Source organism: Streptomyces sp. PSU-S4-23 (genome assembly GCF_055632315.1).
In genome coordinates, this window is the sequence record NZ_JBVMUU010000002.1 from 2,430,530 (window position 1) to 2,454,884 (window position 24,355).

At 73.4% G+C, this 24,355-nt stretch carries 22 protein-coding genes and 1 riboswitch; of the genes, 13 read left to right on the forward strand and 9 right to left on the reverse strand.

Annotation, left to right across the window (positions count from 1 at the left end; translation table 11 throughout):
• Positions 1-23 precede the first annotated feature (23 nt).
• Positions 24-563 carry an ATP-binding protein gene (locus ACZ79I_RS11800; protein ID WP_471496736.1) on the reverse strand — a complete coding sequence of 180 codons (540 nt, stop codon included), beginning with the start codon at positions 561-563 and terminating at the stop codon, positions 24-26.
• Between the two features lie 362 nt (positions 564-925).
• Here ACZ79I_RS11800 and ACZ79I_RS11805 point away from each other — a divergent pair, with 362 nt between their 5' ends.
• The 5 genes from ACZ79I_RS11805 (at position 926) to ACZ79I_RS11825 (ending at position 6,099) form a co-directional block, all read left to right on the forward strand.
• Positions 926-2,110, forward strand: a complete 1,185-nt coding sequence (locus tag ACZ79I_RS11805; RefSeq protein WP_471496737.1) for a lipid-transfer protein — start codon at positions 926-928, stop codon at positions 2,108-2,110.
• Positions 2,111-2,115: 5 nt separating this feature from the next.
• Positions 2,116-2,943, forward strand: a complete 828-nt coding sequence (locus ACZ79I_RS11810; RefSeq protein ID WP_471496739.1) for an SDR family NAD(P)-dependent oxidoreductase — start codon at positions 2,116-2,118, stop codon at positions 2,941-2,943.
• A 128-nt stretch (positions 2,944-3,071) separates the two neighbouring features.
• Entirely contained in the window at positions 3,072-4,037 is a 966-nt protein-coding gene (locus ACZ79I_RS11815; RefSeq protein WP_471496740.1) for an N-acetylmuramoyl-L-alanine amidase, read from the forward strand.
• 158 nt (positions 4,038-4,195) lie between these two features.
• Positions 4,196-4,978 carry a DUF5336 domain-containing protein gene (locus ACZ79I_RS11820; protein ID WP_471496742.1) on the forward strand — a complete coding sequence of 261 codons (783 nt, stop codon included), beginning with the start codon at positions 4,196-4,198 and terminating at the stop codon, positions 4,976-4,978.
• A 110-nt stretch (positions 4,979-5,088) separates the two neighbouring features.
• On the forward strand, positions 5,089-6,099 hold the full coding sequence (locus ACZ79I_RS11825) for an LLM class F420-dependent oxidoreductase (protein ID WP_471496743.1): 1,011 nt from the start codon (positions 5,089-5,091) through the stop codon (positions 6,097-6,099).
• Between the two features lie 75 nt (positions 6,100-6,174).
• Here ACZ79I_RS11825 and ACZ79I_RS11830 read toward each other — a convergent pair whose 3' ends face one another.
• Positions 6,175-6,729 carry a hypothetical protein gene (locus ACZ79I_RS11830; RefSeq protein ID WP_471496744.1) on the reverse strand — a complete coding sequence of 185 codons (555 nt, stop codon included), beginning with the start codon at positions 6,727-6,729 and terminating at the stop codon, positions 6,175-6,177.
• A gap of 210 nt (positions 6,730-6,939) precedes the next feature.
• Between ACZ79I_RS11830 and ACZ79I_RS11835 the strand changes: the two genes are divergently transcribed.
• The gene (locus ACZ79I_RS11835; protein ID WP_471496746.1) at positions 6,940-7,233 is read left to right on the forward strand and encodes a hypothetical protein; all 294 of its coding nucleotides are present in this window, start codon (positions 6,940-6,942) and stop codon (positions 7,231-7,233) included.
• Positions 7,234-7,330: 97 nt separating this feature from the next.
• Here ACZ79I_RS11835 and ACZ79I_RS11840 read toward each other — a convergent pair whose 3' ends face one another.
• Genes ACZ79I_RS11840 through ACZ79I_RS11850 form a run of 3 tightly spaced genes read right to left on the reverse strand, consistent with a single transcriptional unit; the run spans position 7,331 to position 10,628 of the window.
• Entirely contained in the window at positions 7,331-8,401 is a 1,071-nt protein-coding gene (locus tag ACZ79I_RS11840) for a prenyltransferase/squalene oxidase repeat-containing protein (protein ID WP_471496747.1), read from the reverse strand.
• Positions 8,398-9,144, reverse strand: a complete 747-nt coding sequence (locus ACZ79I_RS11845; RefSeq protein WP_471496749.1) for a class I SAM-dependent methyltransferase — start codon at positions 9,142-9,144, stop codon at positions 8,398-8,400. The genes ACZ79I_RS11840 and ACZ79I_RS11845 overlap by 4 nt, the downstream gene beginning before the upstream one ends.
• Positions 9,138-10,628, reverse strand: a complete 1,491-nt coding sequence (locus tag ACZ79I_RS11850; protein WP_471496751.1) for a glycosyltransferase family 4 protein — start codon at positions 10,626-10,628, stop codon at positions 9,138-9,140. The genes ACZ79I_RS11845 and ACZ79I_RS11850 overlap by 7 nt, the downstream gene beginning before the upstream one ends.
• Positions 10,629-10,834: 206 nt before the next feature.
• On the opposite strand from ACZ79I_RS11850, the gene ACZ79I_RS11855 reads away from it, so the two are divergent.
• Entirely contained in the window at positions 10,835-11,479 is a 645-nt protein-coding gene (locus ACZ79I_RS11855; RefSeq protein WP_471496752.1) for a TetR family transcriptional regulator, read from the forward strand.
• 80 nt (positions 11,480-11,559) lie between these two features.
• On the opposite strand, the gene ACZ79I_RS11860 is transcribed toward ACZ79I_RS11855, so the two are convergent.
• The 3 genes from ACZ79I_RS11860 to ACZ79I_RS11870 all read right to left on the reverse strand — a co-directional run bounded on the left by ACZ79I_RS11860 (position 11,560) and on the right by ACZ79I_RS11870 (position 15,674).
• Positions 11,560-13,731 (reverse strand): PP2C family protein-serine/threonine phosphatase, encoded by a 2,172-nt coding sequence (locus ACZ79I_RS11860; protein ID WP_471496754.1) that lies wholly within the window; start codon positions 13,729-13,731, stop codon positions 11,560-11,562.
• A 245-nt stretch (positions 13,732-13,976) separates the two neighbouring features.
• On the reverse strand, positions 13,977-14,210 hold the full coding sequence (locus ACZ79I_RS11865; protein WP_471496755.1) for a ferredoxin: 234 nt from the start codon (positions 14,208-14,210) through the stop codon (positions 13,977-13,979).
• Between the two features lie 3 nt (positions 14,211-14,213).
• The gene (locus ACZ79I_RS11870) at positions 14,214-15,674 is read right to left on the reverse strand and encodes an aldehyde dehydrogenase (RefSeq protein ID WP_471496757.1); all 1,461 of its coding nucleotides are present in this window, start codon (positions 15,672-15,674) and stop codon (positions 14,214-14,216) included.
• Between the two features lie 179 nt (positions 15,675-15,853).
• Between ACZ79I_RS11870 and ACZ79I_RS11875 the strand changes: the two genes are divergently transcribed.
• Complete coding sequence (locus tag ACZ79I_RS11875) at positions 15,854-16,882, forward strand: MBL fold metallo-hydrolase (RefSeq protein WP_471496759.1); 1,029 nt, start codon at positions 15,854-15,856, stop codon at positions 16,880-16,882.
• Between the two features lie 45 nt (positions 16,883-16,927).
• Here ACZ79I_RS11875 and ACZ79I_RS11880 read toward each other — a convergent pair whose 3' ends face one another.
• On the reverse strand, positions 16,928-17,566 hold the full coding sequence (locus ACZ79I_RS11880; protein WP_471496761.1) for a hemerythrin domain-containing protein: 639 nt from the start codon (positions 17,564-17,566) through the stop codon (positions 16,928-16,930).
• Positions 17,567-18,045: 479 nt separating this feature from the next.
• Positions 18,046-18,112: riboswitch (cobalamin riboswitch) on the forward strand.
• Between the two features lie 132 nt (positions 18,113-18,244).
• Between ACZ79I_RS11880 and ACZ79I_RS11885 the strand changes: the two genes are divergently transcribed.
• The 5 genes from ACZ79I_RS11885 to ACZ79I_RS11905 are packed head-to-tail and all read left to right on the forward strand — an operon-like array spanning position 18,245 to position 23,958.
• Positions 18,245-19,477 (forward strand): prenyltransferase/squalene oxidase repeat-containing protein, encoded by a 1,233-nt coding sequence (locus tag ACZ79I_RS11885; RefSeq protein WP_471496763.1) that lies wholly within the window; start codon positions 18,245-18,247, stop codon positions 19,475-19,477.
• A gap of 41 nt (positions 19,478-19,518) precedes the next feature.
• The gene (locus tag ACZ79I_RS11890) at positions 19,519-20,133 is read left to right on the forward strand and encodes an SCO2322 family protein (RefSeq protein WP_471504890.1); all 615 of its coding nucleotides are present in this window, start codon (positions 19,519-19,521) and stop codon (positions 20,131-20,133) included.
• Positions 20,130-21,224: an energy-coupling factor transporter transmembrane component T gene (locus ACZ79I_RS11895; RefSeq protein ID WP_471496765.1), complete on the forward strand. Its 1,095-nt coding sequence runs from the start codon at positions 20,130-20,132 to the stop codon at positions 21,222-21,224. The genes ACZ79I_RS11890 and ACZ79I_RS11895 overlap by 4 nt, the downstream gene beginning before the upstream one ends.
• A complete protein-coding gene (locus ACZ79I_RS11900) occupies positions 21,221-23,086 on the forward strand; it encodes an ABC transporter ATP-binding protein (RefSeq protein ID WP_471496767.1) in 1,866 nt (621 codons plus the stop codon). Before ACZ79I_RS11895 ends, ACZ79I_RS11900 begins: the two co-directional genes overlap by 4 nt.
• A complete protein-coding gene (locus tag ACZ79I_RS11905; protein ID WP_471496768.1) occupies positions 23,083-23,958 on the forward strand; it encodes an ECF transporter S component in 876 nt (291 codons plus the stop codon). Before ACZ79I_RS11900 ends, ACZ79I_RS11905 begins: the two co-directional genes overlap by 4 nt.
• Positions 23,959-24,355: the final 397 nt, after the last annotated feature.

Sequence of the window (24,355 nt, forward strand, 5' to 3'; positions counted from 1 at the left end):
CGCACGCCCGAGAAAGCCTCGGTTCAAGGAGCGGCGGGCAGGCCGGACGGCCTGGACACGAAGGTCGTCAGCTCGAACCACGTGATCTTGCCGGTGGCCGTACGGGTGCTTCCCCATGCCTCCGCGAGCAGGTCGAGGAGTTCCGTGCCGCGCCCGCCTTCCGCATCGGGCCGGGCCATACGGCGTACGGGCCGGGCCGGGCTGGCGTCCTCGACCTCGCATCGCAGGAGGAGCCCGCACACCCGGAGATTGAGGCGTACCGGTCCGTGCGTGTGGCGCAGGGCGTTGGTGACCAGCTCACTCACGAGGAGCTCGGCGGTGTCGGCGACGCCGTCCAGGCCCCAGTCGCCCAGCTGGGCGGTCACCAGCCGCCGGGCCCGGCGGGCCGAGGTCAGGGCGTGCGGCAGCGGCCAGGAGGCGTCCTCCTGTTCGGCGGCGCGGCCGGCGGACGCGCCCAGGCCCTGCGGGGACCTCAGGAGGTCCACGGAGGAACTGCGGGTGTGGCGAAGTCCGTCGGGGCTGTCGAGGCCGCGGAACGTGACCACGTACGGGTCTCCGGCCATGTGCTGTACTTCCTTCCCGCGCTCGCAGTTCGAGGCGGTCGTGGTGTCCGAAGTCCCGCGGTCACCCGGCATGTCCGTGAACGATCCAACCGCAGGCTGGGTGTCTTCGAACAAAATCGACATTAGGTACCTCCGCTCCGCACGGCCATGGAGAAACCCCCCACTGCGGTTCGTGGCAAAGTGTGCGATCTCTCCCTCACGGCATCCGTGCCGTGCGGGTCCGGTGTGGAGATGTGCTCCACACCGGACGGCGAATGACCCAGCAGTCGTCCATGTCCAGGTGCGGGTGCCGCTGTCTAGCGTCGGATCGCCTGCTGAAGGCGCGGGACCGGTGGCTCCCGCAGGACGCTGGGAGGAGAGCGATGGAGCAGCGAGCGCATGTCGCGGGGGTCGGTATGGTGCCGTTCACCAAACCGGGCACCGGCGATCCGTACGACGTGATGGGAGAGCGCGCCGTGCGCGCCGCCCTCGCCGATGCGGGGATCGACTACCGCCTGGTCGAGCAGGCATACGCCGGTTACGTCTACGGCGATTCCACCAGCGGGCAGGCCGCCCTGTACGGGCTCGGGCAGACCGGCATCCCCATCGTCAACGTCAACAACAACTGCGCCACCGGCTCCTCGGCGCTGTGGCTGGCGCGGCAGGCGGTGGAGAGCGGAGCCGCCGAGTGCGTCCTCGCGCTGGGCTTCGAGCAGATGAACAAGGGCCCGCTGCCCCTCGTGTGGGGCGACCGGCCCAACCCGCTCGCCCGGTCCCTCGACCGCATGGCCGCCGCCCAGGGCCGCAACGAGCAGGCGCCGTGGGCAGCGGAGTTCTTCGGCGGCGCGGGGACACAGTACGCGCGGCGGTACGGCACCGCCCCGGAGACCTTTGCGAGGATCTCCGTGAAGTCGCGGCGGCACGCCGCGCACAATCCGTACGCGGTCTTCCGCACCCCCGTGACCGTGGAGGAGGTGCTCGCCTCACCTCATGTCCACGGCCCGCTCACCCGCCTGCAGTGCTGCCCTCCGACCTGCGGGGCGGCCGCCGCGGTCGTCTGCAGCCTCCGTTTCGCCCGGCGGCACGGGCTGCGCACGGTGAGGATCCGGGCGCAGTCGCTGACCACCGACACCGCGAGCAGCTTCGCGGGACAGGACATGATGAAGCTGGTCGGCTACGACATGACCGCAGCAGCCGCCCGGCAGGTGTACGAGGCGGCCGGAGCCGGCCCGGAGGACATTCGCGTCGTCGAGTTGCACGACTGCTTCACCGCGAACGAGCTGATCTCGTACGAGGCGCTGGGACTGACCCCGGAGGGCACGGCGGAGAAGTTCGTCGCGGACGGCGACAACACCTACGGCGGCCGTGTGGTCACCAATCCTTCCGGCGGACTGCTGTCCAAGGGGCACCCGCTGGGTGCGACCGGGCTCGCCCAGTGCACGGAGCTGGTGTGGCAGCTGCGCGGACAGGCGGGCGTGCGGCAGGTGGAGGACGTGAGTCTCGCGCTGCAGCACAACATCGGCCTGGGCGGCGCCTGCGTGGTGACGCTCTACGAGCGGACGGTGTGACCGCCATGGACAACCTCGACGGCAAGACCGCGATCGTCTCCGGCGCCGGGCGCGGCATCGGCCGGGCCATCGCCTTGAAGCTGGCCGCCGAAGGGGCACGCGTCGTCGTCAACGACCTGGACGCCGAACCGGCCGCGGAGACCGTACGGGCGGTGAAGGAGGCGGGGGGCGAGGCGGTCGCCTGCCCCGGCAGCGTCACCGAAGACGGCTTCGCCGAACACTTCGTGGCCACCGCCGTCGATACCTTCGGCGGTCTGGACATCATCGTCAACAACGCCGGCTACACCTGGGACGGCGTCGTACAGAAAACGACCGACGAACAGTGGGACGCCATTCTCGACGTGCACTTGAAGGCTCCCTTCCGGATCCTGCGCGCTGCCCAGCCGCTGATCAGCGCGACGGCCAAGCGCGAGGCGGCCCGCGGAACCACGGTGCATCGCAAGGTCGTCAACGTCTCCTCGGTCGTGGGCCTGTCGGGCAACGCGGGGCAGGCCAATTACGCCTCCGCCAAAGCCGGTGTGACCGGGCTGACCCTCACCCTGGCCAAGGAATGGGGCCGCTACGCGGTCAACGTCAACGCGGTCGCGTTCGGCCTGATCCGCACCCGTCTGACCGAGGCCCCGGCGGGAGGAGGTGCGGCCATCGACGTTCAGGGGCGCCGCATCGGTGTCGGCATCAGCCGGGACTACGTCGACGCCATGGAGAGCGCCATCCCACTCGGCCGCGCGGGAACCCCCGAGGAGGCGGCCGGCGCAGTCTATCTGTTCTGTGCTCCCGAGTCCGACTACGTCACCGGGCAGGTCGTGGTGTGCGGTGGCGGCTTCACCGGGTGACCTGTCCCGCCGGCGGCGAGCACGGCGGCCCCGGCCGGACGTGGGCGGTCGAAGTACCTCTGACACGGGAGATCCCGAAGGGATCCGGGTCCCTGCGAAGCATGCGACCGCCCCATAAGGTGGCAGGCATGTCGTACGCAGGCCCGGAGTTCGATCCCTTCCAGCCGCGCCGCCCGCGGCGCCGGACACTGACCGTCGCGGTCGCCGTGCTGGTGCCGGCCGCGCTCGCCGGCTGGCTGGTCTACGAGGCGGTGGCCGACACCGGCGGCGGACGGGCGGGAGCGGCGCCCGCGACCCGTTCCCCGGCGCACTCGCCGAACGCGGCCTCCCCGACGAACGACGGCGGGCGGACGGTCGCGCCGCCCGCGCCCAGGCCGGCCCCGACGGCCCCGGCCGGCACGGCCGCCCCGGCCGCGTCGGGGCCTCTGAAGGGCAAGGTCGTCGTCATCGACCCGGGCCACAACCCCGGCAACTTCCACCACACCGCCGAGATCAACCACAAGGTCGACATCGGAACGAACCGGAAGGAGTGCGACACCACGGGCACGTCCACCAACTCCGGTTACACGGAGGCCCGGTTCACGCTGGACGTGGCGCGCCGGCTGCGCGCACTCCTCCAGGCACAGGGCGCCACCGTGAAGTTCACCCAGGACGGCGACCGCCCGTGGGGGCCGTGCGTGGACGAGCGGGCGCGGATCGGCAACGAGGCGCACGCGGACGCGGCGATCTCCATCCACGCGGACGGCGCACCGGCCGGGGACCGCGGCTTCCACGTCATCCTCCCGGCGTCGGTGCACGCGGGCGCCGCGGACACCCGTCCCGTCGTCGCCCCCTCCCGCGACCTCGGCGAGCGCATCGCGGGCAACTTCGTCCGCGTCACGGGCAGCGCGCCCGCCGACTACGTGGGCGGCGGCACCGGTCTTGTGGTACGGAACGATCTCGGCGGTCTCAATCTGTCAACGGTTCCGAAGGTGTTCATCGAGTGCGGCAACATGCGCGATACCAAGGACGCGGCATTGCTGACCAGCGGTGCGTGGCGGCAGAAGGCGGCGCGAGGGATCTCTGAGGGAATCGTGAGTTTCCTGCGGGGGTAGCGATCACGGGTCCGCACCCGGCGGACACTCCGGCCGGTCGGACGATACTCTCGTCCCTACGATGAGGGGCCACCCCCGCGCTTCGCACCGCGGCCCGAGGGCGACATGGTGACAGCGACGCCTCCACCGACGACGAGACGACTGACGAAGGACCCGAAGTGAATATCCGCTCCCTCACTAGAGGCGACGGCGTGGTGATCGGAGCAGCGGTGTTGCTGTTCATCGCGTCGTTCCTCGACCTCGCCGGCTGCGGCGGCGCCGGCGCCTACTGCAGCCAGATCGATCTCCCCAACTCGTGGGACAGCCTGGGACTCGGCCTCGGCACCTACATGGCCGGCGTCGTCGGTGGTGCGCTCGTCGTGGTCTCCCGACTGCTCCCGGCGCCGCGCAAGGTCGCGGGTGTGGACCTGGGCGCGTTCGGTACCACGCTGACCGTGGCGGCCGCCTGGGTGCTGCTGTGGACGCTCATCGACGCCGGTGACGCGGGCGCCGGCCTCATCCTCGGCTTCATCGCCGCCCTGGTCCTCGCCGCCGCGGCCATCGCCACTCCCCTGGTCCCGGCGCTGGGCGCCGCCCTCATGGGCGCCCCCAGGCCGGCCGCGCCGCAGACCTACGGCGGGCAGCCGCAGGGCGGCTACGGCTACCCGGGCGGCCAGCAGCAGCCGTACGGCGGTCAGCCTCAGCCGGGCCAGCAGGGCCAGCCGTTCGGCGGACAGCCGCAACAGACGCAGGCGCCCGCCGGGGACTTCTCGCCGTTCTGGTTCGCCGTGCCGGTGGCGCGTCCGCTGTACGCGGAGGACGGCTCGCCCACGCCGATCGCCGAACTGGCGCCGGGCACCTGGTACCTGGCCGTGGAGCAGCGCGGTCCCGGCCTGGTGGCGCAGACGCAGGACGGCCGCCGTGGCGTGCTGCAGGACACGAGCGGGATCCAGCGGGGCTGAGTTCCCTCGCGCGCACGGCCCCTCGCCCTTCCGGGCGGGGGGCCGTTGCCGTACAGTCGCAGCACCAAAAATATCTGACGAGGCGTCAGAACATCGCGACTGGAGGCGACATGCGGCTCGGGCTCGCGCTCGGCTACTGGGGCCGCGGCCCCGCGGCCGACCACGTCACGCTGGCGCGGGAGGCCGAGCGGCTCGGCTACGGCTCCGTGTGGACCGCCGAGTCCTGGGGGTCGGACGCCTTCACCCCGCTGACCTGGATCGCCGCCCGGACGTCGAGGATCAGACTGGGCACGGCGGTGGCTCAGATGGCCGCCCGTTCCCCCACCACCACGGCGATGCACGCGCTCACCCTCGACCACCTCTCCGGCGGGCGCATGATGCTGGGCCTCGGGCTGTCCGGCCCGCAGGTCGTCGAGGGCTGGTACGGGCGGCCGTTCCCGGCCTCGCCGCTGACCGCGACCCGGGAGTACGTCGACGTCGTGCGCCAGGTCCTGCGGCGCGAGGCGCCGGTGACACTGGACGGGCGCTTCCACTCCCACCCGTACCGGGGCGCGGACGGCACCGGACTGGGCAAACCGCTCAAGCCGATCACGCACCCGCTGCGCGCCGAACTCCCCGTCCTGCTGGGGGCGGAGGGTCCGAAGAACATCGCGCAGACCGTGCGGATCGCGGACGGCTGGCTGCCGCTGTACTGGTCTCCGACCCGCCCCGAGGTGTACGAGGCATCGCTGGCCGGGCTGCGGGAGGACTTCCTGATCGCCCCGATGGCCCGGGCGACGGTCTGCGACGACGTGGCCGAGGGGCTGCTGCCGGTGAAGGCGATGCTCGGCTTCTACATCGGCGGGATGGGTCACGCCGCACGGAACTTCCACGCCGACCTCATGGCACGCATGGGATACGAGGAGGAGGCGCGCCGCATCCAGCGGCTGTTCCTGGAGGGCCGGCGGGAGGAGGCCGTGCTGGCCGTGCCCGATGCCTTCGCCGACGAGATCTCGCTGGTCGGCCCGCGGGAACGCATCGCGGAGCGGCTGGAGTTGTGGCGCAAGGGCCCGGTGACGGACCTGCTGGTGCTGTCCCCGGACCCGCACACGCTGCGTGTGCTCGCCGAGTTGAACACCTGAGGCACCGCCGCGCGGCGCTGCGCGGCGCTGCCCGTCCCGGTCGCGCCGGCCCGTGTCGGCCCGTGTCGGCCCGTGTCAGCCCGAAGTGAGCCGCACCGGCGACGGGACCTTGTTCACGACGGGTGCCCCGGCACTCCTGCCCGCGCGCCCGACCCGTTCGACGACGTCCTGGAAGGAGCCGACGGCCGAGGGGTCGCCCTTGCGCAGCCGGGACGTCAGTCCCTCGAGCGCGTCGATGCCCGAGGTGAGCGGAGCGACGGCCCGGGCGAGCGCGGGGTCGCCCCGGGCGCCGCGCACGGCTGCCTCCAGCCGGTGCTGGGCGAAGGCGCCGGCGAGGCCCGCCTTGACGAGCGCGGCCGTCCGCCCCTCGGCGCCCTTCTTGAACGTGCCGGACTTCCACGGCTTCACGATCCACTGGTACGTCGCCCCGGCCGCGAGCCCCGCGTTCGTCGCGAAGCGGGTTCTGGCGAACGTCCGTCGCTCCGCCGGGGTGGACGGGGAAGGGGTGGCGACCGCGATGTAGGCGGCGGCCTCCTGCGCGACGCCGCCGCCACCACAGGCGGCGGCACCGGCGAACAGTGTGCCGCAGAGGGCGAGCGCCACGGCGAGGGGGCGTATCGGTGCGGGCACGACGTCCTCCGGCCTCCGGGAAGGGAACGGAAGGGTTCGTTCCCCCGGCCGGGGAGAACACCCTCACCGGCAGCCTGACCCGTCCCGCCCGGCTCCGTCGTCCCGGACGGGGCCGTTCGGGTGACATCCGGGGCGGAATCCCTTGGCCCGCACGGGACACGCCGCGTCCTGACGAGGTTTCAGCCGGGCGCGCCGGGCAACCCGGAGAGCATGTCCCCTCGATATCGCAACGGCACCAATCAGGCCGGAACGGTCATCGCGGTCGTCGCCGACGTCATGGCCGTCATCCTGGGCCTGTGGATCCTGATGTACCTGCTGCAGGCGAACCGCGCCAACGACCTGGTGCGGGTCGTGCACGGCGCGGCCTCCTGGCTCGCGGGCTGGTCGCACGACCTGTTCACGTTCGACGACGCCTGGGCGCGCGTGGTCGCCGGCTACGGTCTGGCCGCGGTGGTCTACCTCTTCGTCGGCCACGCCATCGCCCACCGGATGCACCGGCACTGAGCCGCCGGACGGCAGCGGGCCGCCGGACGCAACCGACGACGACGCGGCGAGCCGCGTGCCAGGGTCCGCGAGCCCTGGCACGGTCGGTGCGAAAGACCTAGGCGCAGCAGTCCGGGTCGAGGCCCAGCGGCAGCCGTTCGCCGCCGAAGACGGCGCACGTCGCCTCGTCGCCGCCGAGCGCGGCCACGGCGAGCAGCAGCGAACCCGCCGTCCAGGTGGTGAGTTCCTCCGGCCAGACCGCCCGGTCCTCGAAGACGTACCCCGTCCAGTACAGGCCCGACTCCGCGTCGCGCAGGTGCTGGATCGACTGGAGGATCTCCAGTGCGCGGTCGGACTCGCCCATCGCCCACAGGGCCAGGGCGAGTTCGGCCGACTCGCCGCCGGTCACCCAGGGATTGGGAACGACGCAGCGCACGCCGAGGCCGGGCACCACGAAGCGGTCCCAGTCGGCCTCGATGCGCTCCTTGGCCTCCGCGCCCGTCAGGGCTCCGCCGAGGACGGGGTAGTACCAGTCCATCGAGTAGCGGTCCTTGTCCAGGAACCGCTCGGGGTGCCTGCGTATGGCGTGCCGCAGCCCGCCCGCCGCCAGCTCCCAGTCCGGTTGCGGCTCTTCGCGCTGCTCGGCGATGGCGAGGGCACAGCGCAGCGCGTGGTGGATCGAGGAGCAGCCGGTCAGCAGCGCGTCCGCGGTGCCCGTGCCGTCGTCCTCGCGCTTCCAGCCGATCTGCCCGCCGGGCTGCTGCAGCGCCAGCACGAACTCCACGGCCGCGTACACCGTCGGCCACATCCGGTCGAGGAAGGTGTCGTCGCCGGTGGCCAGGTAGTGGTGCCAGACGCCGACGGCCACATAGGCGACGAAGTTCGTCTCCCGGCCGCGGTCGGTGACGTCCTGCGGGTCCCCGTCGGCGTACGCCGCGTACCAGGACCCGTCCTCGTTCTGGTGCCGGGCCAGCCAGTCGTAGGCCCGCTCGGCCGCCGCGTGCTCCCCGGCCGCGTCGAGGGCCATGGCCGCCTCGACGTGGTCCCACGGGTCGAGGTGGTGCCCGCGGAACCACGGTATGGCGCCGTCCTCCCGCTGCACGGCGAGAATCCCGCCGACGGTCGCGGCGGCCTGCTCCGCGGTGAGGACCCCGGGCAGGACGAGGTGTTCTGTCCGGGGAGTGGTCACTTGACGGCCGCCTCGGGGGAGAGACGGGGCAGATGGGGCTTGGTCGCGTACGCCACGAAGCTCTTGCCGACCACCGGGTTCAGCGCCCGTTCGGCGACCCGGGTGGCGAGCGGCTTCTTCATGATGTCCCAGACGAGGAGCTTGTGGTACGCGCGCACCGGCAGCGCCTTGTCGTTGTCGACGCCGAACGCGCACTTCAGCCACCAGTAGGGGGAGTGCAGCGCGTGGGCGTGGTGCGTGCCGTACGGTTCGAGGCCCGCGCCCCGGATCTTCGCGAGGAGTTCGTCCGCCTTGTAGATGCGGATGTGGCCTCCCTCGACCTCGTGGTAGGCGTCGGACAGGGCCCAGCAGATCTTCTCGGGTCCGTAGCGCGGGACGGTGATGGCTATGCGCCCGCCCGGCTTGAGCACCCGGACCATCTCGGCGAGGACGCCCTTGTCGTCGGGGATGTGCTCCATGACCTCGGAGATGATCACGACGTCGAAGGACTCGTCCGGGAAGGGCAGTGCGAGGGCGTCGCCCTCCATCGCCGTCGCGGTGGCCCCGGCGGGGGCCTCCCCCGCGTCCTTCATCGCCGCGAACCAGGTGGCGACCTCGCGGATCTCCTCGCCGTTCCGGTCGAGGGCCACGACCCGGGCGCCGCGCCGGTAGCACTCGAAGGCGTGCCGTCCGGCGCCGCAGCCGAGGTCCAGGACGCGGTCGCCGGGGGCGAGCGGGAACCGGGAGAAGTCGACGGTCAGCACGTGGCCCTGCTTTCGCGATTGGATTCGACGTCGGTCACGGTCGCGGTGCCGGCTGCCGCCGGGCCGCCGCCCGAGGGGGCCGTGGAGCGGCCGGGGGGCCGGGGCGCGGAGCGGGCGGTGCGCGTCGTCCCGGAGGGGTCGATGCCCCGTGCCGCGGGGCGGCGGGCAGCGGTGCCGGGGGAGGCGGCGATGGCCTCGCGGTAGCGCGCCACCGTGCCCTGCGCCGCTTCGGCCCAGGTGAACCGGCTCAGTACCCGCTGCCGCCCGGCCGCACCGAGCCGCGCGCGAAGCTCCCGGTCGCCCAGCAGGCGGCTCAGCCCCGCGGCCAGGGCGCCCGCGTCGCCCGGCGGCACCGCCAGGCATGTCTCGCCGTCCGGACCCGCGACCTCCGGTATCGCCCCGCCGGTCGTCGCCACCAGGGGCGTCCCGGTCGCCATCGCCTCGGCCGCCGGCAGCGAGAAGCCCTCGTACAGCGACGGCACGCACGCCACCTCGGCGGAGCGCACCAGGTCGACCAGCTCCGCGTCCGAGATGCCCTTCACGAACTCGACGGCGCCGTCGAGCCCGTACCGCTCGATGGCCTGCGCGACGGGCCCGTCCTCCGCGCGCTTGCCGACGACGACGAGATGCGCCCCGGGGTACTCGGTGCGCACCTTGGCGAGCGCCTCGATCAGGAAGACGAGGCCCTTGAGCGGCACGTCCGCGCTGGACGTGGTGACGATCCGGCCCGGCACCTGCGGCACCGAGGGGTCGGGGGAGAAGAGGTCGGTGTCGGCGCCGATGTGCACCACGTGGATACGGTCCCGGGCGACGCCCAGGTGGTCCACGATCTCCTGGCGGGAGGTGCCGGAGACGGTGAGCACGGACGGCAGCCGGCGCGCCACCCGCTTCTGCATGCGCGTGAACGCGTACCACCGCCGTACGGACGCCCGCCGCTGCCAGCCCTCGGCCGCGTCCAGCTCCAACTGCCGGTCCACGGTGATGGGGTGGTGGACGGTGGTCACCAGCGGCGCGCCCAGATCGCCCAACAGGCCGTATCCGAGGGTCTGGTTGTCGTGTACGACATCGAAGTCACCGCGGCGGGAGCGCAGATGCCGGCGGGCGCGCAGCGAGAACGTCAGCGGCTCGGGGAAGCCGCCGGTCCACATCGTGGCGACTTCCAGGGCGTCGATCCAGTCCCGGTACTCCTCGCGCTTCGGGGTGCGAAAGGGGTCGGGCTGGCGGTACAGGTCGAGGCTGGGCAGTTCGGTGAGGGAGAGTCCCTCCAGGCCCTCCCCCTCGTCGAGCACGGGGTAGGGCTGCGCCCCGACGACCTCGACGTGGTGGCCGAGCCGGACCAGTTCGCGCGAGAGGTGCCGTACGTACACGCCCTGGCCGCCGCAGAACGGGTTTCCCTTGTAGGTGAGGAGCGCGATGCGCAACGGGCGGTTGCCGTCAGCGGCCGAGTCCTCCTGGGGACCCGCCTCCTTGGCCTCAGCGGTCACTCTCGGCCCCTTCTCCCTGCCATTTCCGGCGAGACTACGCTGGGACGGTAATCTAGAACAAGTTTCAGACTTGATCGTTCAAGAGGCTCCGAATCTACCGGCTGGTAGCCCCACTGTAAGCGGTGGATCAGGTGATTCACGCCACGGATGGCGCCCTACCATGCTGTCCGATCGCCCGGCCTCACCGACTGCCAGGAACGGGACCCATGCCTGCGGAAGCCAAGGTGCCAGCCAGTACCGCGCGACCGGCGGCGCAGCCGGCCGCTCCCCCGCTCACCGAGCGGCAGGAGGCGCGCCGCCGCCGGATCCTGCACGCGAGCGCGCAGCTGGCCAGCCGGGGCGGTTTCGACGCGGTCCAGATGCGCGAGGTCGCGGAGTCCTCCCAGGTCGCGCTGGGCACGCTGTACCGCTACTTCCCGTCGAAGGTGCATCTGCTGGTCGCGACCATGCAGGCCCAGCTGGAGCACATGCACGGCACCCTCAGGAAGAAGCCGCCCGCCGGGGCGACGCCGGCCGAGCGGGTGGCGGAGACCCTGATGCGGGCCTTCCGCGCGCTGCAGCGGGAGCCGCATCTGGCGGACGCCATGGTCCGCGCCCTGACCTTCGCGGACCGCAGCGTGTCCCCCGAGGTCGACCAGGTCTCCCGCCAGACGACGGCGATCATCCTGGACGCGATGGGCCAGGACGACCCGACCCCGGAGCAGCTGTCCGCGGTCCGAGTGATCGAGCACACCTGGCACTCGGCCCTGATCACCTGGCTCTCGGGCCGGGCGTCCATCGCCCAGGTCAAGATCGACATCGAGACCGTGTGCCGGCTGATCGACCTCACGGGCCCGGGCGGGGAGCGGTAGGAGCCGCCTGCGCACAGACGGCCGGCCTCCCGCGAAGCGGCGGTCGCCCACGCGTCGCCGCCGCTCCGGGCGCAGACCGGTCACAGACGGGCTCCACTGCCGTGGACCTCCGGGGCGCGGTCGGTGAGCCGCAGGAGCAGCATGGCGGTGTCGTCGGTCTGACCGCCGCGGAGCTGGGCCTCGTCGATCAGTGCGTCGGCGATCTCTTCGAGGGCGTGGCCGGCGGCGGAGAACGCCGTCCTGAGCCGGATGAGCTCGCGGTCGTCGCGGTTGGCGGGGCACTCGACCAGGCCGTCGGTGTAGAGGGCGAGGACGGCGCCGGGCGGCAGCTCGATGTCCGTGATGGGAAAGGCGGCCGCGGGCTCGACGCCCAGAAGGGGCCCCGGTGGGAGATCGAGGATCTCACAGTGGTGGTCGACGTGGCGCACGAGCGGCGGGCAGTGGCCGGCGGTGGCCAGGCGGAGGCGGTGGCGGACGATGTCGATGTCCGCGCACAGGCAACTGGTGAGCAGGTCCGCGTCGAGGTCGGTGAGCAGTTGGTTGGTGCGGGCGAGGATCCGGCCGGGCGTCTTGCGGGCGACGGCGTAGGCGTGGATGGCGGTGCGGACCTGCCCCATGAGGGCGGCAGCGTGCACGTTGTGGCCCTCCACATCGCCGATGACGGCGACTGCTTCGCCGGGTCGTGTGCACACGATGTCGTAGAAGTCGCCGCCGATGTCGATGCCGTAGCTGGAGGGCAGGTAGCGGACCGCGGTCTCCAGGCCGGGGATGTCGGGCAGGGCATGGGGCAGGAGGCTCTCCTGGAGGCCGCGGGCGAGCCGCCGAGTCGCGTCGTGGAGGCGGGCCCTGTCCAGTGCCTGTGCGATCAGGCCGCTGAAGGCGACGAGGGCGGTTCGTTCCTCCGGGGTGAAGACGTGGGGCCGCTCGTACCCCAGGACGCAGGTGCCGACGGGGTTCCCGGAGGCCAGCAGGGGCAGGTACGCCCACGCGGCCATGCCGTCGTCCAACTGTGCGCGGGCGGGATACGACTGGGCGAGTTCCTGCCTGCAGGAGAAGAAGGACGCCTTGCCCTCGGTCAGTCCCACCACTCCGGGAGTGGTGGGCGAGCTGAGCGGTGTGCGCTCCAGAACCCTCACGGCCCCCGGAGCGAAGCCGTGGTGCTGGATGATGCGCAGTCGGCCCGCTTCCGCCACGAGGAGCGCGAAAGCCTGGGCCTCGAAGGCGTCCGTGAGCTCGTGGGCCACCAGATCGACGACGTCCTGCACGTCGATGGCCTGGCTGAGGGCACCGGACAGATGCACGAGGTGGTAGATCACCCCTGGTCGGATGCGTCCGCCGAACTGATCTCCTCCGTACGGGTCGGGGCCCCGCGCTCGGTGTTCGCCGACGACGGGAGTGATGCGCACGCTGATGCCGGTGGAGTCCGGATGGAGTTGGAAGAGCAGGTCGAGCTCGGGGCGGCAGCGGGCGGTGAAAGAGGTCGTACACCGGCTGACGATGGCGTCGCGGTAGTGCCGCTCGTACCGGGGCTCGTCCAGCCACGGCAGCGATTCCCAGGGACGGGTGCCGAGCAGGCTCTCCTTGGTGCCGAGGAGCGCGACCGCCGCCGGGTTCATGAAGGTGAGCCGCCCGTCGAGGTCGAGCGACACCGCGGCTTCCGGTACACGGGCGAGGTGGTCCAGAGCCGCGAGCGCCTCGTCCCTGTCCACAGCCCCCGTGCGCACGGGAGGGATTTCGCGCGGCTCGGCGGACGGCACGAGGCGTTGCCCGGCCCGGTCGGCTGCCCGGACGACGCGGACGCACTCCGCGACGGCCGCCTCGATCGTCCGCGCTTCCGCAGAACTGAGATCGGCCGGTCTTCCGGGCCGCCAGAACAGCGCCATGCCACCCCACGTCGTCTCCTCGTCGGCCAGCGGGACGGCCGCCATGGCGTACTGGTGCGGAAAGGCCAGGGCGCGCTGCGGATAGCGGCGCGCGTACTCCTCGCTCGACGGCAGCCATACCAGCTTGTGCTCACGTACTGCCTCGATCAGCGGATCGGCGCCCTCTACGGAGATGCGGAGATGCCACAGTGGGCGGACGAAGCGCGGCGGTATCCCCGTACCGCACTCCGCGCTCAGGACTTCGTCGCCGGGCTCGAAGAGATAGACGCCACCCCCGAGCGCGCCCAGCCGCCGGATCGTGTCGACGAACGTCCGGTCCAGCAGGCGCCGCGCGGCGTCCGAGTCCAGGTCGGTGAGGTCACTCGGCATGGCGACTCCCGTTGCGCCCTCTGCCCGGGCGCGCGAAAAGACCTACGAGACGAGTTCGGATGATCTTCAGGTCTTTCGACCTTCCGACCTTCTCGACCGTCGATGTCGGCCCCAGCGGAAGCCGAAGCTTCTCGCCAAAGTCGGCAACTCCGGTTGAGGTGCCTCACTCATCCCGTAGGCACTTACCATGTTATCCCTTCCAGAGTCGGACGGAACCCCCCAAACCATGATTTTTTGGTCCGCGACTACTCCTCGGGCGGGAAGACCGGCTCCCCGCTGCCCAGCACCGTGATCACGATCGCCTCCACCGGGCAGTTCTCCGCCGCCGCCAGCACCTGTTCGCCCGCGTCGGCGTCCGGCTCCACGGGGTGGGACTGGCGCGCGGAGTCCAGGCGGAAGGCATCGGGTGCGCGGTTGACGCACTGCGCGGAGCCGATGCAGACCGAGCGGTCCACCTCGATGTGCCAGCGGTCGCCCATGCGCTACGCCTCCCCGTACCCGGCCGGCAGGTGGATCATCTTGTGCTCCAGGAACTCGCCGTAGCCCTCGGGCCCGAACTCCCGGCCCAGGCCCGAGTTCTTGTAGCCGCCGAACGGGCCGAGCATGTCGAGGCTGAAGGTGTTCACCGAGTACGTGCCGGTGCGCACCCGCCGGGCCACCTCGATGCCGTGCTCCACGTCCGCCGTCCAGACGCTGCCGCTGAGCCCGTAGTCGGAGTCGTTCGCGATCTTCACGGCCTCGCCCTCGTCGCCGTACGGGAGCAGGCAGATGACCGGTCCGAAGATCTCCTCACGGGCGATCCGCATGGAGTTGTCGACGCCGCCGAAGAGGGTCGGCTCCACGTACCAGCCGCGCTCAAGGCCCGCCGGGCGCCCGCCGCCGGTGAGGATCTTCGCGCCCTCCTCCTGGCCGATGCGGATGTAGTCGAGGTTGCGCTGCTGCTGGCGCCTGGCCACCAGCGGGCCGACCTGGGTCGCCGGGTCCAGCGGGTCGCCGACCACGAGCGCACCGGCCGCGGCGGCGAAGGCGTCGGCGAACTCGTCGTAGCGCGAGCGCGGCACGAGAATACGGGTCTGGGCCACGCACGCCTGGCCGTTGTTCATCCAGGCGGCCTGCACGATCCCGGGCACGGTCGTGGCGAGGTCCGCGTCCGGCAGCACCACGGCCGCCGACTTGCCGCCCAGCTCCAGGGTCACGCGCGTCAGGTTGCGGGAGGCCACCTCCATGACGCGCTTCCCGGCCGCGACCGAGCCGGTGAAGGACACCTTGTCGATCCCGGGGTGCCCGACGAGGTACTCGCTCACCTCGCGGTCCGCGGGCAGGATCGACAGCACGCCCTCCGGCAGCCCGGCCTCGCGCGCGATCTCCCCGAGGATGTACGCGTCCAGGGGCGACTCGGGCGACGGCTTGAGGACGACCGTGCAGCCGGTGAGCAGTGCGGGCGCGAGCTTCGCGGCGGCCACGAACTGCGGCACGTTCCACGGCACCACGGCCGCGACGACCCCGACGGGCTCGCGCCGCACGAGGATCTTCCCGAGGACGCCGTCGCGCCGCTCCTCGTAGGTGAAGCTCCGTGCGACCGTGATCGCCGCGTCCCAGACCATCATCGCGCCCAGCGCCTGCGCGAGGACGCTCCAGGAGTACGGGGAGCCGTTCTCGGAGGAGATCACGCGGGCGATCTCCTCGTGCCGCACGGCGATCGCGTCCTTGATCCGGGTGACGACCCCGATCCGCTCGTCCAGGGTCATCCGCGGCCACGGCCCCTCGTCGAAGGCCCGGCGCGCGACGGCGACGGCCCGGTCGACGTCGTCCCTGGAGGCGTGCGGCACCCGACCGATGACCTCCTCGGTGTGGGGTGAGACCACCTCGATGACGTCCGCGCCCAGGGGGTCGGTCAACTCCCCGCCGATGAACAGCTGTCCGTGTTCCACAAGCTCGGTCATGGCCGACTGCCTCCCGGGACTCCTCTGACGATCCATCAGATACCGAAACTGATACCAGTTCCAGTCGGCACAGTCCACGGCCGGGACGGAGGCGGGGCACGGCAGTTGAAGGTCGACCGGGGCTACCTTCGAAACGTGTTCTAGTTATAGTTGACCGGAAGACGGCGATTGGGGAGCCCATGGCACAGACGGCCGATCACGGCGGGGGCGTACGGTCCCTCAGGGTCCCCATTCCGGACAACCCCCTCGGGCACACCCTGGTGTACGTCGTCGACACCGACCGCGGTCCGGTGCTGGTCGACACCGGCTGGGACGACCCCGGCTCCTGGGACGCCCTCACCGAGGGGCTCGCGGCGTGCGGCACCTCGCCCGGGGAGATCCACGGGGTCGTCGTCACCCACCACCACCCCGACCACCACGGCCTGTCCGGCGCCGTCCGCGAGGCGTCCGGCGCGTGGATCGCCATGCACGCCGCCGACATCTCCGTGGTGCGGCGCACCCGGGAGAACCGGCCCGAGCGCTGGTTCGCGTACATGGCCGACAAACTCGCCGCGGCCGGCGCCCCCGAGGAACACCTCGCGCCGCTGCGCGCCGCCCGTGGCCGCGCGAGCCTGCCGGGCCTCGCCCCCGCGCTGCCCGACCGCGAGATCGTCCCCGGCGAACTCCTCGACCTGCCCGGCCGCCGCCTGCGCGCGGTCTGGACCCCCGGGCACACGCCCGGCCATGTCTGCCTGCACCTGGAGGAGGAGCACCCCTCCGGGCTCCCCGGCCACGGCCGCCTGTTCTCCGGCGACCACCTGCTCCCGGAGATCACCCCGCACATCGGCCTGTACGAGGACCCGGACGACACCACGGTCACCGACCCTCTCGGCGACTACCTCGACTCACTGGAGCGCATCGGCCGTCTCGGACCCGCCGAGGTGCTCCCGGCGCACCAGCACCCGTTCACGGACGCGCCGGCCCGCGTGAACCAGTTGCTGGCGCACCACGAGGACCGGCTGACCGGCCTCCTGGCCCTGCTGACCACCCCGCTCACCCCCTGGCAGCTCGCCGAGCGCATGGAGTGGAACCGCCCCTGGGACCGCATCCCGTACGGCTCCCGGCACATCGCGGTCTCGGAGGCGGAGGCCCATCTGCGCCGGCTGGTGAAGCTGGGCCGGGCGGAGGCGGTGGCGGGCAGCGACCCCGTGACCTACGTGGCGGCGTGATCCGCCCGAGGCGACGGCCGGACGGTGCGGTCCCCGGGGCCGGGGTCAGTGCGGGGCCTTGCCGCCTGCACCCGCCTCCTTCTCGGCCGCCGCCATGCGGTTGAACATCTGCCTGGCCCGGTCGGGCGGGAGTTCGCGGTCGAGGAGGGGCAGGTAGACCTCTTCCTCCTTCGCGAAGTGCAGCGCGACGATCGCGTGGAGGGAGTACAGAACGCGGCGCAGGTCCTTCTGCTCGTCCGGGCCCGGGGCGGCTCGGCCCAACCGGGCGCGGAGCCTGCCGAGTTCGGCGGTCAGGGTGCCCACCTGGGCATGGTCGCGACGCATGGTGTCCGTCGCGCGTGTCCCTCCCCTGCCGGCGAGGAGCGAGTCCACCGTCGCGTACAGCACCCTGTCCTCGGCCACGGCGTGCGGGATCAACCGCGTGGTGAGGAACGTGTACGAGGCGTCGACCCTCTTGCGCTGCTCCTTCAGCGGCGCGGTGCCGACCCCCTCGGCCGCCGTGGCGAGCGCCTCGATGGACGGGATCAGCTCGCGGTGCTCGGCGCGCAGCGGCTCGGTGACCGTGCCGCCGCCCGGCTGCGGCTCGGCGCCGGTTCCCGCGCCTGCCCACGCCCAGGCCGCGACGCCCAGCAGGGCCACGGCTGTTGCGGAGGCTGCGACGGCGTTGACCCGACGTGTTCTCATGGCGCGACTCCACTCCTGACGGACCACACTGCGTCAACGGAAACGGAAGGCAACCTTCATCTTGTCCGCGTCGCACGGGAGATGAGGGATGTGCTGCTCCATACGGGGCAGTCACCGTCCGCTACCGGCTCCTGCCCCGCCGGCATCACGGCCGGCGCCTCGCGCCCGCCGTCCACGCGGCACGGCGGGCGGGCAGCGCACGCGGGTCGCGCGGCGGGGGCGCGAGCATCGACCCCGGCCTCCTCGGCGCCCGGCCGCCCGCGCGGGCGCGCCTCCGGCACGGCCGCCCCGGAAAGCCCTGCCCGCGGACGAGGTCCGTCACCGCGGCCCTCGACGGCCGCGTCCCCGTACGAACCCCGGTGGCGCCGCAGCACCAGGTCCCCCTCGGCCCCGTACGCGCCGGCCGTGAGGCATGGGCGGTCTCGGGGCCGCCCCCGCAGGCCGCTAGAGTGAACGGGTCGTCTCACTACCCGTACGAGGGGAAGCCGGTGCGAATCCGGCGCTGACCCGCAACCGTGAGCCGCTTCGGCGGCGAGCCGGATCACCTCGCACGGGATCGTGACTGGCTCACGCACACCGGCATCCGCCGGTGCACGGCACCGTCGAGGTCTACGGAGCCGAGCCGCCCGGGGTGTCCCGTGCTGCCCGGCTCCCCGCAGGGAGAGGCACCCGCCGATCATGAACGTCCGCCGCAGCGCCGTGGCCCTGGCCGCCACCGCAGTGATCGGCGCCGCCGCGCCCGCCGTCGCCACCGGTCCGTCGGCGTCACCGTCACCGGTGGTCCCGTCGGGCCTGTACGGCAGCACCGACCCGACCTACGACGGTGTCTGGCGCCAGTCCCTCGCCCTGCTGGCGCAGCACACCACGGGTGTGCGGCCCGCCGCCCGGGCCGTGGACTGGCTGGCCGGACAGCAGTGCGCGAACGGGGCGTTCGCGGCGTTCCGCGCGAACCCCGGCACGGCCTGCGACGCCAAGCTCATGGTCGACACCAACAGCACGGCCGCCGCCGTCCAGGCCCTCGCCGCGCTCGGCGGACACGAGGCCGCGGCCGGCAAGGCCGTCTCCTGGCTGAAGTCCGTTCAGAACAAGGACGGCGGCTGGGGGTACATGCCCGGCGGGGCCAGCGACGCCAACTCCACGTCCGTCGTGGTCGGTGCGCTCGCGGCCGCGGGCGAGAATCCCGCGCGGGTCCGCAAGGACGGGAACGGCAGGGCACCGCAGGAGCTGCTGGCGTCGTGGTCCATCCCGTGCGGCGGACGCGGCGGGGGCGCGCTCGCCTACCAGCCGGACAAGAACGGGAAGCTGGCGCCCAACGCGGACGCGACGGCGGCCGGGGTGCTGGCCGCCCTCGGCAAGGGGTTCGTGGCGACGGCCGGGAAGGCACCGGGGCAGGAGTCCGGGTGCGCCGGCTCCGGCACGCCGCTCACCTCCCCTCAGGTGGCCGCCAACGGCGCCGCCTACCTGGCCGGGGCAACGGCCACGACCGGCCATCTCACCTCCGCCCTGCCCGGCGCGGGTGACCGGCCCGACTACGGCAACACGGCGGACGCGGTCGTCGCGCTCGCCGCGCAGGGCCGGACGAAGGCCGCGCGGAAGCCGTACGCCTGGCTGGAGAAGAACTCCGCGCAGTGGGCGAAGCAGAGCGGCCCGGCCGCGTACGCCCAGCTGATCCTCGCCGCGCACGCGATGGGCGCCGACCCCCACCACTTCGGCGGCACGGACCTGGTCACCGCGCTCAACGGGACGGGCCCGGCCCCGCAGGCGGCCGAGCGGTCCGACGGCCCCGGCACGAACGCCCGCTCCGGCTCGGACTCCGGGCCCGCCGTCTGGTGGATCGTCGGCGTCGGCCTCGTCGCCGGCATCGGCGTCGGCATCCTGCTGTCCGGCCGCGCCAGGAAGCGGCAGCCGTGATCCGCCGCGGTGCGGCCGCCCTGGCCGCGGCGGCCCTCCTGATGCTGCCGGCCGGGGGCCCGGCGCACGCCGTCGGCTACCGGTACTGGTCCTTCTGGGAGCGGCACGGGCAGGCGTGGACGTACGCCACCCAGGGCCCGTCGACCGCGCGCCCCGCCGACGGGGACGTCCAGGGCTTCCGGTTCGCCGTCAGCGAGGACTCACAGGACGCCGAGAAGCCGCGCGGGACGGCGGACTTCGCCGCCGTCTGCGCGGCGACGCCCGCACGGGAGGGCCGCAAGCGGGTGGCGCTGGTCATCGACTTCGGCACCGTGGCGGACGCCCCTTCGGGCGAGACCCCACCGGCCCCGCGCACGGTCTGCGCCCGCGTCCCGGAGGACGCGACGACGGCGGACGCGCTGGCGGCGGTGGCGAAGCCGCTCCGCTACGACACCAACGCCCTGCTGTGCGCGATCGCCGGATATCCGGGCCGGGGGTGCGGCGAGCAGGTTGGGGAGACGACACCCGGGTCGGCGCAACCACGGCCCACGGCGTCCCCGCGGACGGCGCCGGACGCACCGCCCCAGGGCCCGTCCGCCGGGGTGCTCGTGGGCGCCGCCGCCGTGGCCGCCCTGGGCGCGGCCGCGATATGGCAGGCGCGGCGCCGCCGGAGATGACGATGGCATCCCGTCCCCGCGGCACCCGGCCGGCCCTGCACGCGGGCGCCTGGTGGCTGTGGGCGCTCGGTCTCGCCACCGCCGCCACCCGCACCACCAACCCCCTCCTGCTGGGCCTCCTCGTCGCCGAGTCCGCCTACGTCGTCGCGGCACGCCGCACCGCGGCGCCCTGGTCCCGTTCCTACTCCGCCTTCGCCAGGCTCGGTCTCGCCGTGCTCGCCGTCCGCCTCCTGTTCGCCGTGGTCCTCGGCTCGCCCCTCCCCGGCACCCATACCGTTTTCACCCTCCCCGAAGTCCCCCTCCCGCACTGGGCGCAGGGCATCCGCATCGGCGGCCGGGTCACCGCCGAGGCCCTCGTCTTCGCCCTGTACGACGGTCTCCGGCTCGCCACCCTGCTGGTCTGCGTCGGCGCCGCGAACGCCCTCGCGAACCCCGCCCGGCTGCTGAAGTCCCTCCCGGGCGCCCTGTACGAGGCGGGGGTCGCGGTCGTCGTCGCGCTCACCTTCGCGCCGCACCTCGTCGCGGACGTCCGGCGCCTGCGTGCGGCGCGCCGGCTGCGCGGCCGTCCCGACCGGGGGCTGCGCGGTCTGCTGCAGGTCGGTCTGCCGGTGCTGGAGGGCGCGTTGGAGCGTTCGGTCGCGCTCGCTGCCGCGATGGACGCGCGCGGCTACGGCCGCACGGCCGACGTCCCACCCGGCGTCCGCCGCACGACCACGGCCCTCACGCTGGGCGGTCTGCTCGGGGTGTGCGCGGGCACGTACGGGCTGCTCACCGCGGAAGGGGGCGGCTACGGCCTGCCCGTCCTGCTCACCGGGCTGGCCGCCGCGCTCGCCGGGCTGCGGCTCGGGGGCCGCCGGTCGCCGCGCACGCGCCACCGGCCGGACGTGTGGGACGCACGGGCATGGCTGGTCGCCGGGTCGGGGATCGCGGCGGCGGCGGGGCTGGCCGTGTCCGCGGCCACCGATCCGGCCGCCCTGTATCCCGGCGTCATCCCCCTGACCGCCCCGGCGCTCCCCCTGCTCCCCGCGGCGGCGGCGCTGCTCGGTCTGCTGCCCGCGTTCGTCACCCCCGCCCCCGAGGAGCCCGTGTGATCCGCTTCGAGAACGTCTCCGTGCGGTACGACGGGTCGGCCGGACCCGCCGTCCAGGGCGTCGACCTCACGGTCCCGGAGGGCGAACTGGTGCTGCTCGTCGGTCCCTCCGGGGTCGGCAAGTCGACGGTGCTCGGGGCGGTGAGCGGGCTGGTCCCCCACTTCACGGGCGGCACCCTGCGCGGCCGTGTCACGGTGGCCGGGCGCGACACCCGTACCCACAAGCCGCGGGAACTGGCGGACGTGGTGGGCACGGTGGGGCAGGACCCGCTGTCCCATTTCGTGACGGACACGGTCGAGGACGAACTCGCCTACGGCATGGAGTCGCTGGGGCTCGCCCCGGACGTCATGCGGCGGCGGGTCGAGGAGACGCTGGACCTGCTGGGGCTGGCCGCCCTGAGGGACCGGCCGATCGCCGACCTGTCCGGCGGGCAGCAGCAGCGCGTCGCGATCGGCTCGGTGCTCACCCCGCACCCGAAGGTCCTCGTCCTGGACGAGCCCACGTCCGCGCTGGACCCGGCGGCCGCCGAGGAGGTCCTGGCCGTGCTGCAACGGCTCGTCCACGACCTCGGCACGACGGTCCTGCTGGCCGAGCACCGGCTGGAGCGGGTCGTCCAGTACGCCGACCGGGTCGTCCTGCTGCCGGCCCCCGGCGCCCGCCCCGTGCTCGGCACCCCCGCGGAGGTGATGGCCGTCTCGCCGGTGTACCCGCCGGTGGTGGACCTGGGCCGGCTGGCCGGCTGGTCGCCGCTGCCCCTGACCGTCCGCGACGCCCGCCGCCGCGCGAGCGCCCTGCGCGAGCGACTCGCGGGCACCGCACCGACGGACACCACACCCACAGACACCGCACCGACGGACACCTCGGGCGCGAACACGGCCGGCGCGGACACCGCAGGCGCGGACACGGCCGGCGCGGACACGGCCGGCGCGAACACCGCAGGCGCGAACACGGCCGGCGCGAACACCGCAGGCGCGAACACGGCCGGCGCGGACACCGCAGGCGCGAACGTGCCGCACCCGCGCACGGCGGACAGCGCGCCCGCCGAGGCCCCCGCCCGCCGCCGCTTCCTGCGCCGGCGTACCGCCGCCCCGCCTCCCTCGACGCCCCGTCCCCCGGCGGTCGTGGCGTCCCTCGCCGTCCGCCGCGCCCGCGTCGAGGCCCTGCGCCACGTCGACCTCGCCGTCGCGCCGGGCGAGACCGTGGCGCTGATGGGGCGCAACGGCGCCGGGAAGTCCACACTGCTCGCCGCGCTCGTCGGACTCGTCGAACCGGCCCGCGGGTCCGTCCGCGTCGGCGGCGTGGCACCGCACGGCACCGCCCCGCGGGATCTGGTGCGGCGCGTGGGTCTCGTACCCCAGGAGCCGAGGGACCTGCTGTACGCGGACACGGTGGCCGCCGAGTGCGCGGCGGCGGACCGGGACGCGGGTGCCGCTCCCGGCAGCTGCCGGGCGCTGGTGTCCGAGCTGCTGCCGGGCGTGGCGGACGACGCGCACCCCCGGGACCTGTCGGAGGGGCAGCGGCTGGCGCTCGCGCTCGCCGTCGTCCTCACGGCCCGTCCCCCGCTGCTGCTCCTGGACGAGCCGACGCGGGGGCTCGACTACGCGGCGAAGTCCCGCCTCGTGGCCGTGCTGCGCGGGCTGGCCGCCCAGGGGCACGCCATCGTGCTGGCCACCCATGACGTGGAACTGGCCGCCGAGCTCGCCCACCGCGTGGTGATCCTCGCGGACGGCGAGGTCGTCGCCGACGGCGCCACCGCCGAGGTGGTCGTCGCCTCCCCCTCGTTCGCGCCGCAGGTGACGAAGGTGCTGGCGCCGCAGCGGTGGCTCACGGTGGCCCAGGTCCGTCGGGCGCTGTCGTCATGACGTCCCGCCGCCCCGGGCCCGCCGCGTCGCCGGCCACGCGCTCCCTGCCGCGTCCGGGCACGGTCGCCCAGGCCCGCGCCGTCCGCCTCGGACCCCGTTCGCTCGCCGCCCTGGCCCTGGTGAGCGCGGTCGGCGCCGCGGGGTTCGTCTGGCCCCTGTTCGCCGACCCGGCCTCCCAGCTCGGGGCGCACGCCCAGGACGCGCCCTGGCTGTTCGCGGGGCTGCTCCTGCTGCTGGTCGCGGTCGTGGCGGCGACGATCTCCGAGTCGGGGCTCGGTCCGAAGGCCGTGGCCATGCTGGGCGTGCTCGCCGCGACCGGCGCGGCCCTGCGGCCGATCGGCGCCGGGACCGCGGGCATCGAGCCGATGTTCTTCCTGATGGTGCTGAGCGGGAGGGTGCTCGGGCCCGGGTTCGGGTTTGTGCTCGGGGCCGTGACGATGTTCGCGTCGGCGCTGCTGACGGGCGGGGTCGGCCCCTGGCTGCCGTTCCAGATGCTGGCGATGGGCTGGTTCACGCTGGGCGCCGGGCTGCTGCCGGGTGCCGACCGGCTGCGGGGGCGGGGTGAGGTGGTGATGCTCGCCGGCTATGGGTTCGGGGCCGCGTTCGCGTACGGCACGGTCATGAACCTGGCCGGCTGGCCCTTCATGGGCGCGCTCGCCTCGGGCATCGCCTACGACCCGCACACCGGGCTCGCCGCCAACCTCGCCCGTTTCCTCGCGTACTGCACGGCCACGTCCCTCGGCTGGGACCTGGGCCGTGCCGTGGTCACGGTCGTGCTGACCTGCTTCCTCGGCCCGGCCGTGCTCAAGGCGCTGCGCCGGGCGACGCGGCGTGCCGCCTTCGAGAGCCCGGTCGCCTTCGAACCGCGTTGACGCCCTCACCTGCGTAAACGCAGGTGATTCCGGTCAGCACCGCTATGCGGTGCTCCCTCGGGTTCCTGCTTCACGGACCTCTGCCACCCGAAGGTGGTCTTACCGGGCCTCCACAGGCCCGACTTCCCGCCCGTCCGGCGGTAGGTCCGCCAACTATGTTGTCGGACAAGGCGACTTCAGCAGTGGTGCTGCGGCCCTACGGGCCGCTGAGGCGAGGATGCCCTACACCTCCACCCTGAAGGGTGGAGCACTGGGCAAGTGTGCGGTAGCGCGTGCCGTGGGTCACATCCGCGCCCCCCGCCTGTGACCCCGGCCACTCCCCGACTCCCTTGCGTGCGGCGCCGGTCACAGCCACGCCCGCGCGGGGCGTGACCCCGGCCACAGGCGCGCCGAGACC

What these genes read in the sequence shown, in the direction of transcription:
- ACZ79I_RS11800 (WP_471496736.1), bottom strand. Translation starts at nt 563, where the DNA reads ATGGCCGGAGACCCGTACGTGGTCACGTTCCGCGGCCTCGACAGCCCC.
- ACZ79I_RS11805 (WP_471496737.1), top strand. Translation starts at nt 926, where the DNA reads ATGGAGCAGCGAGCGCATGTCGCGGGGGTCGGTATGGTGCCGTTCACC.
- ACZ79I_RS11810 (WP_471496739.1), top strand. Translation starts at nt 2,116, where the DNA reads ATGGACAACCTCGACGGCAAGACCGCGATCGTCTCCGGCGCCGGGCGC.
- ACZ79I_RS11815 (WP_471496740.1), top strand. Translation starts at nt 3,072, where the DNA reads ATGTCGTACGCAGGCCCGGAGTTCGATCCCTTCCAGCCGCGCCGCCCG.
- ACZ79I_RS11825 (WP_471496743.1), top strand. Translation starts at nt 5,089, where the DNA reads ATGCGGCTCGGGCTCGCGCTCGGCTACTGGGGCCGCGGCCCCGCGGCC.
- ACZ79I_RS11835 (WP_471496746.1), top strand. Translation starts at nt 6,940, where the DNA reads ATGTCCCCTCGATATCGCAACGGCACCAATCAGGCCGGAACGGTCATC.
- ACZ79I_RS11855 (WP_471496752.1), top strand. Translation starts at nt 10,835, where the DNA reads ATGCCTGCGGAAGCCAAGGTGCCAGCCAGTACCGCGCGACCGGCGGCG.
- ACZ79I_RS11860 (WP_471496754.1), bottom strand. Translation starts at nt 13,731, where the DNA reads ATGCCGAGTGACCTCACCGACCTGGACTCGGACGCCGCGCGGCGCCTG.
- ACZ79I_RS11865 (WP_471496755.1), bottom strand. Translation starts at nt 14,210, where the DNA reads ATGGGCGACCGCTGGCACATCGAGGTGGACCGCTCGGTCTGCATCGGC.
- ACZ79I_RS11870 (WP_471496757.1), bottom strand. Translation starts at nt 15,674, where the DNA reads ATGACCGAGCTTGTGGAACACGGACAGCTGTTCATCGGCGGGGAGTTG.
- ACZ79I_RS11875 (WP_471496759.1), top strand. Translation starts at nt 15,854, where the DNA reads ATGGCACAGACGGCCGATCACGGCGGGGGCGTACGGTCCCTCAGGGTC.
- ACZ79I_RS11880 (WP_471496761.1), bottom strand. Translation starts at nt 17,566, where the DNA reads ATGAGAACACGTCGGGTCAACGCCGTCGCAGCCTCCGCAACAGCCGTG.
- ACZ79I_RS11885 (WP_471496763.1), top strand. Translation starts at nt 18,245, where the DNA reads ATGAACGTCCGCCGCAGCGCCGTGGCCCTGGCCGCCACCGCAGTGATC.
- ACZ79I_RS11890 (WP_471504890.1), top strand. Translation starts at nt 19,519, where the DNA reads ATGCTGCCGGCCGGGGGCCCGGCGCACGCCGTCGGCTACCGGTACTGG.
- ACZ79I_RS11895 (WP_471496765.1), top strand. Translation starts at nt 20,130, where the DNA reads ATGACGATGGCATCCCGTCCCCGCGGCACCCGGCCGGCCCTGCACGCG.
- ACZ79I_RS11905 (WP_471496768.1), top strand. Translation starts at nt 23,083, where the DNA reads ATGACGTCCCGCCGCCCCGGGCCCGCCGCGTCGCCGGCCACGCGCTCC.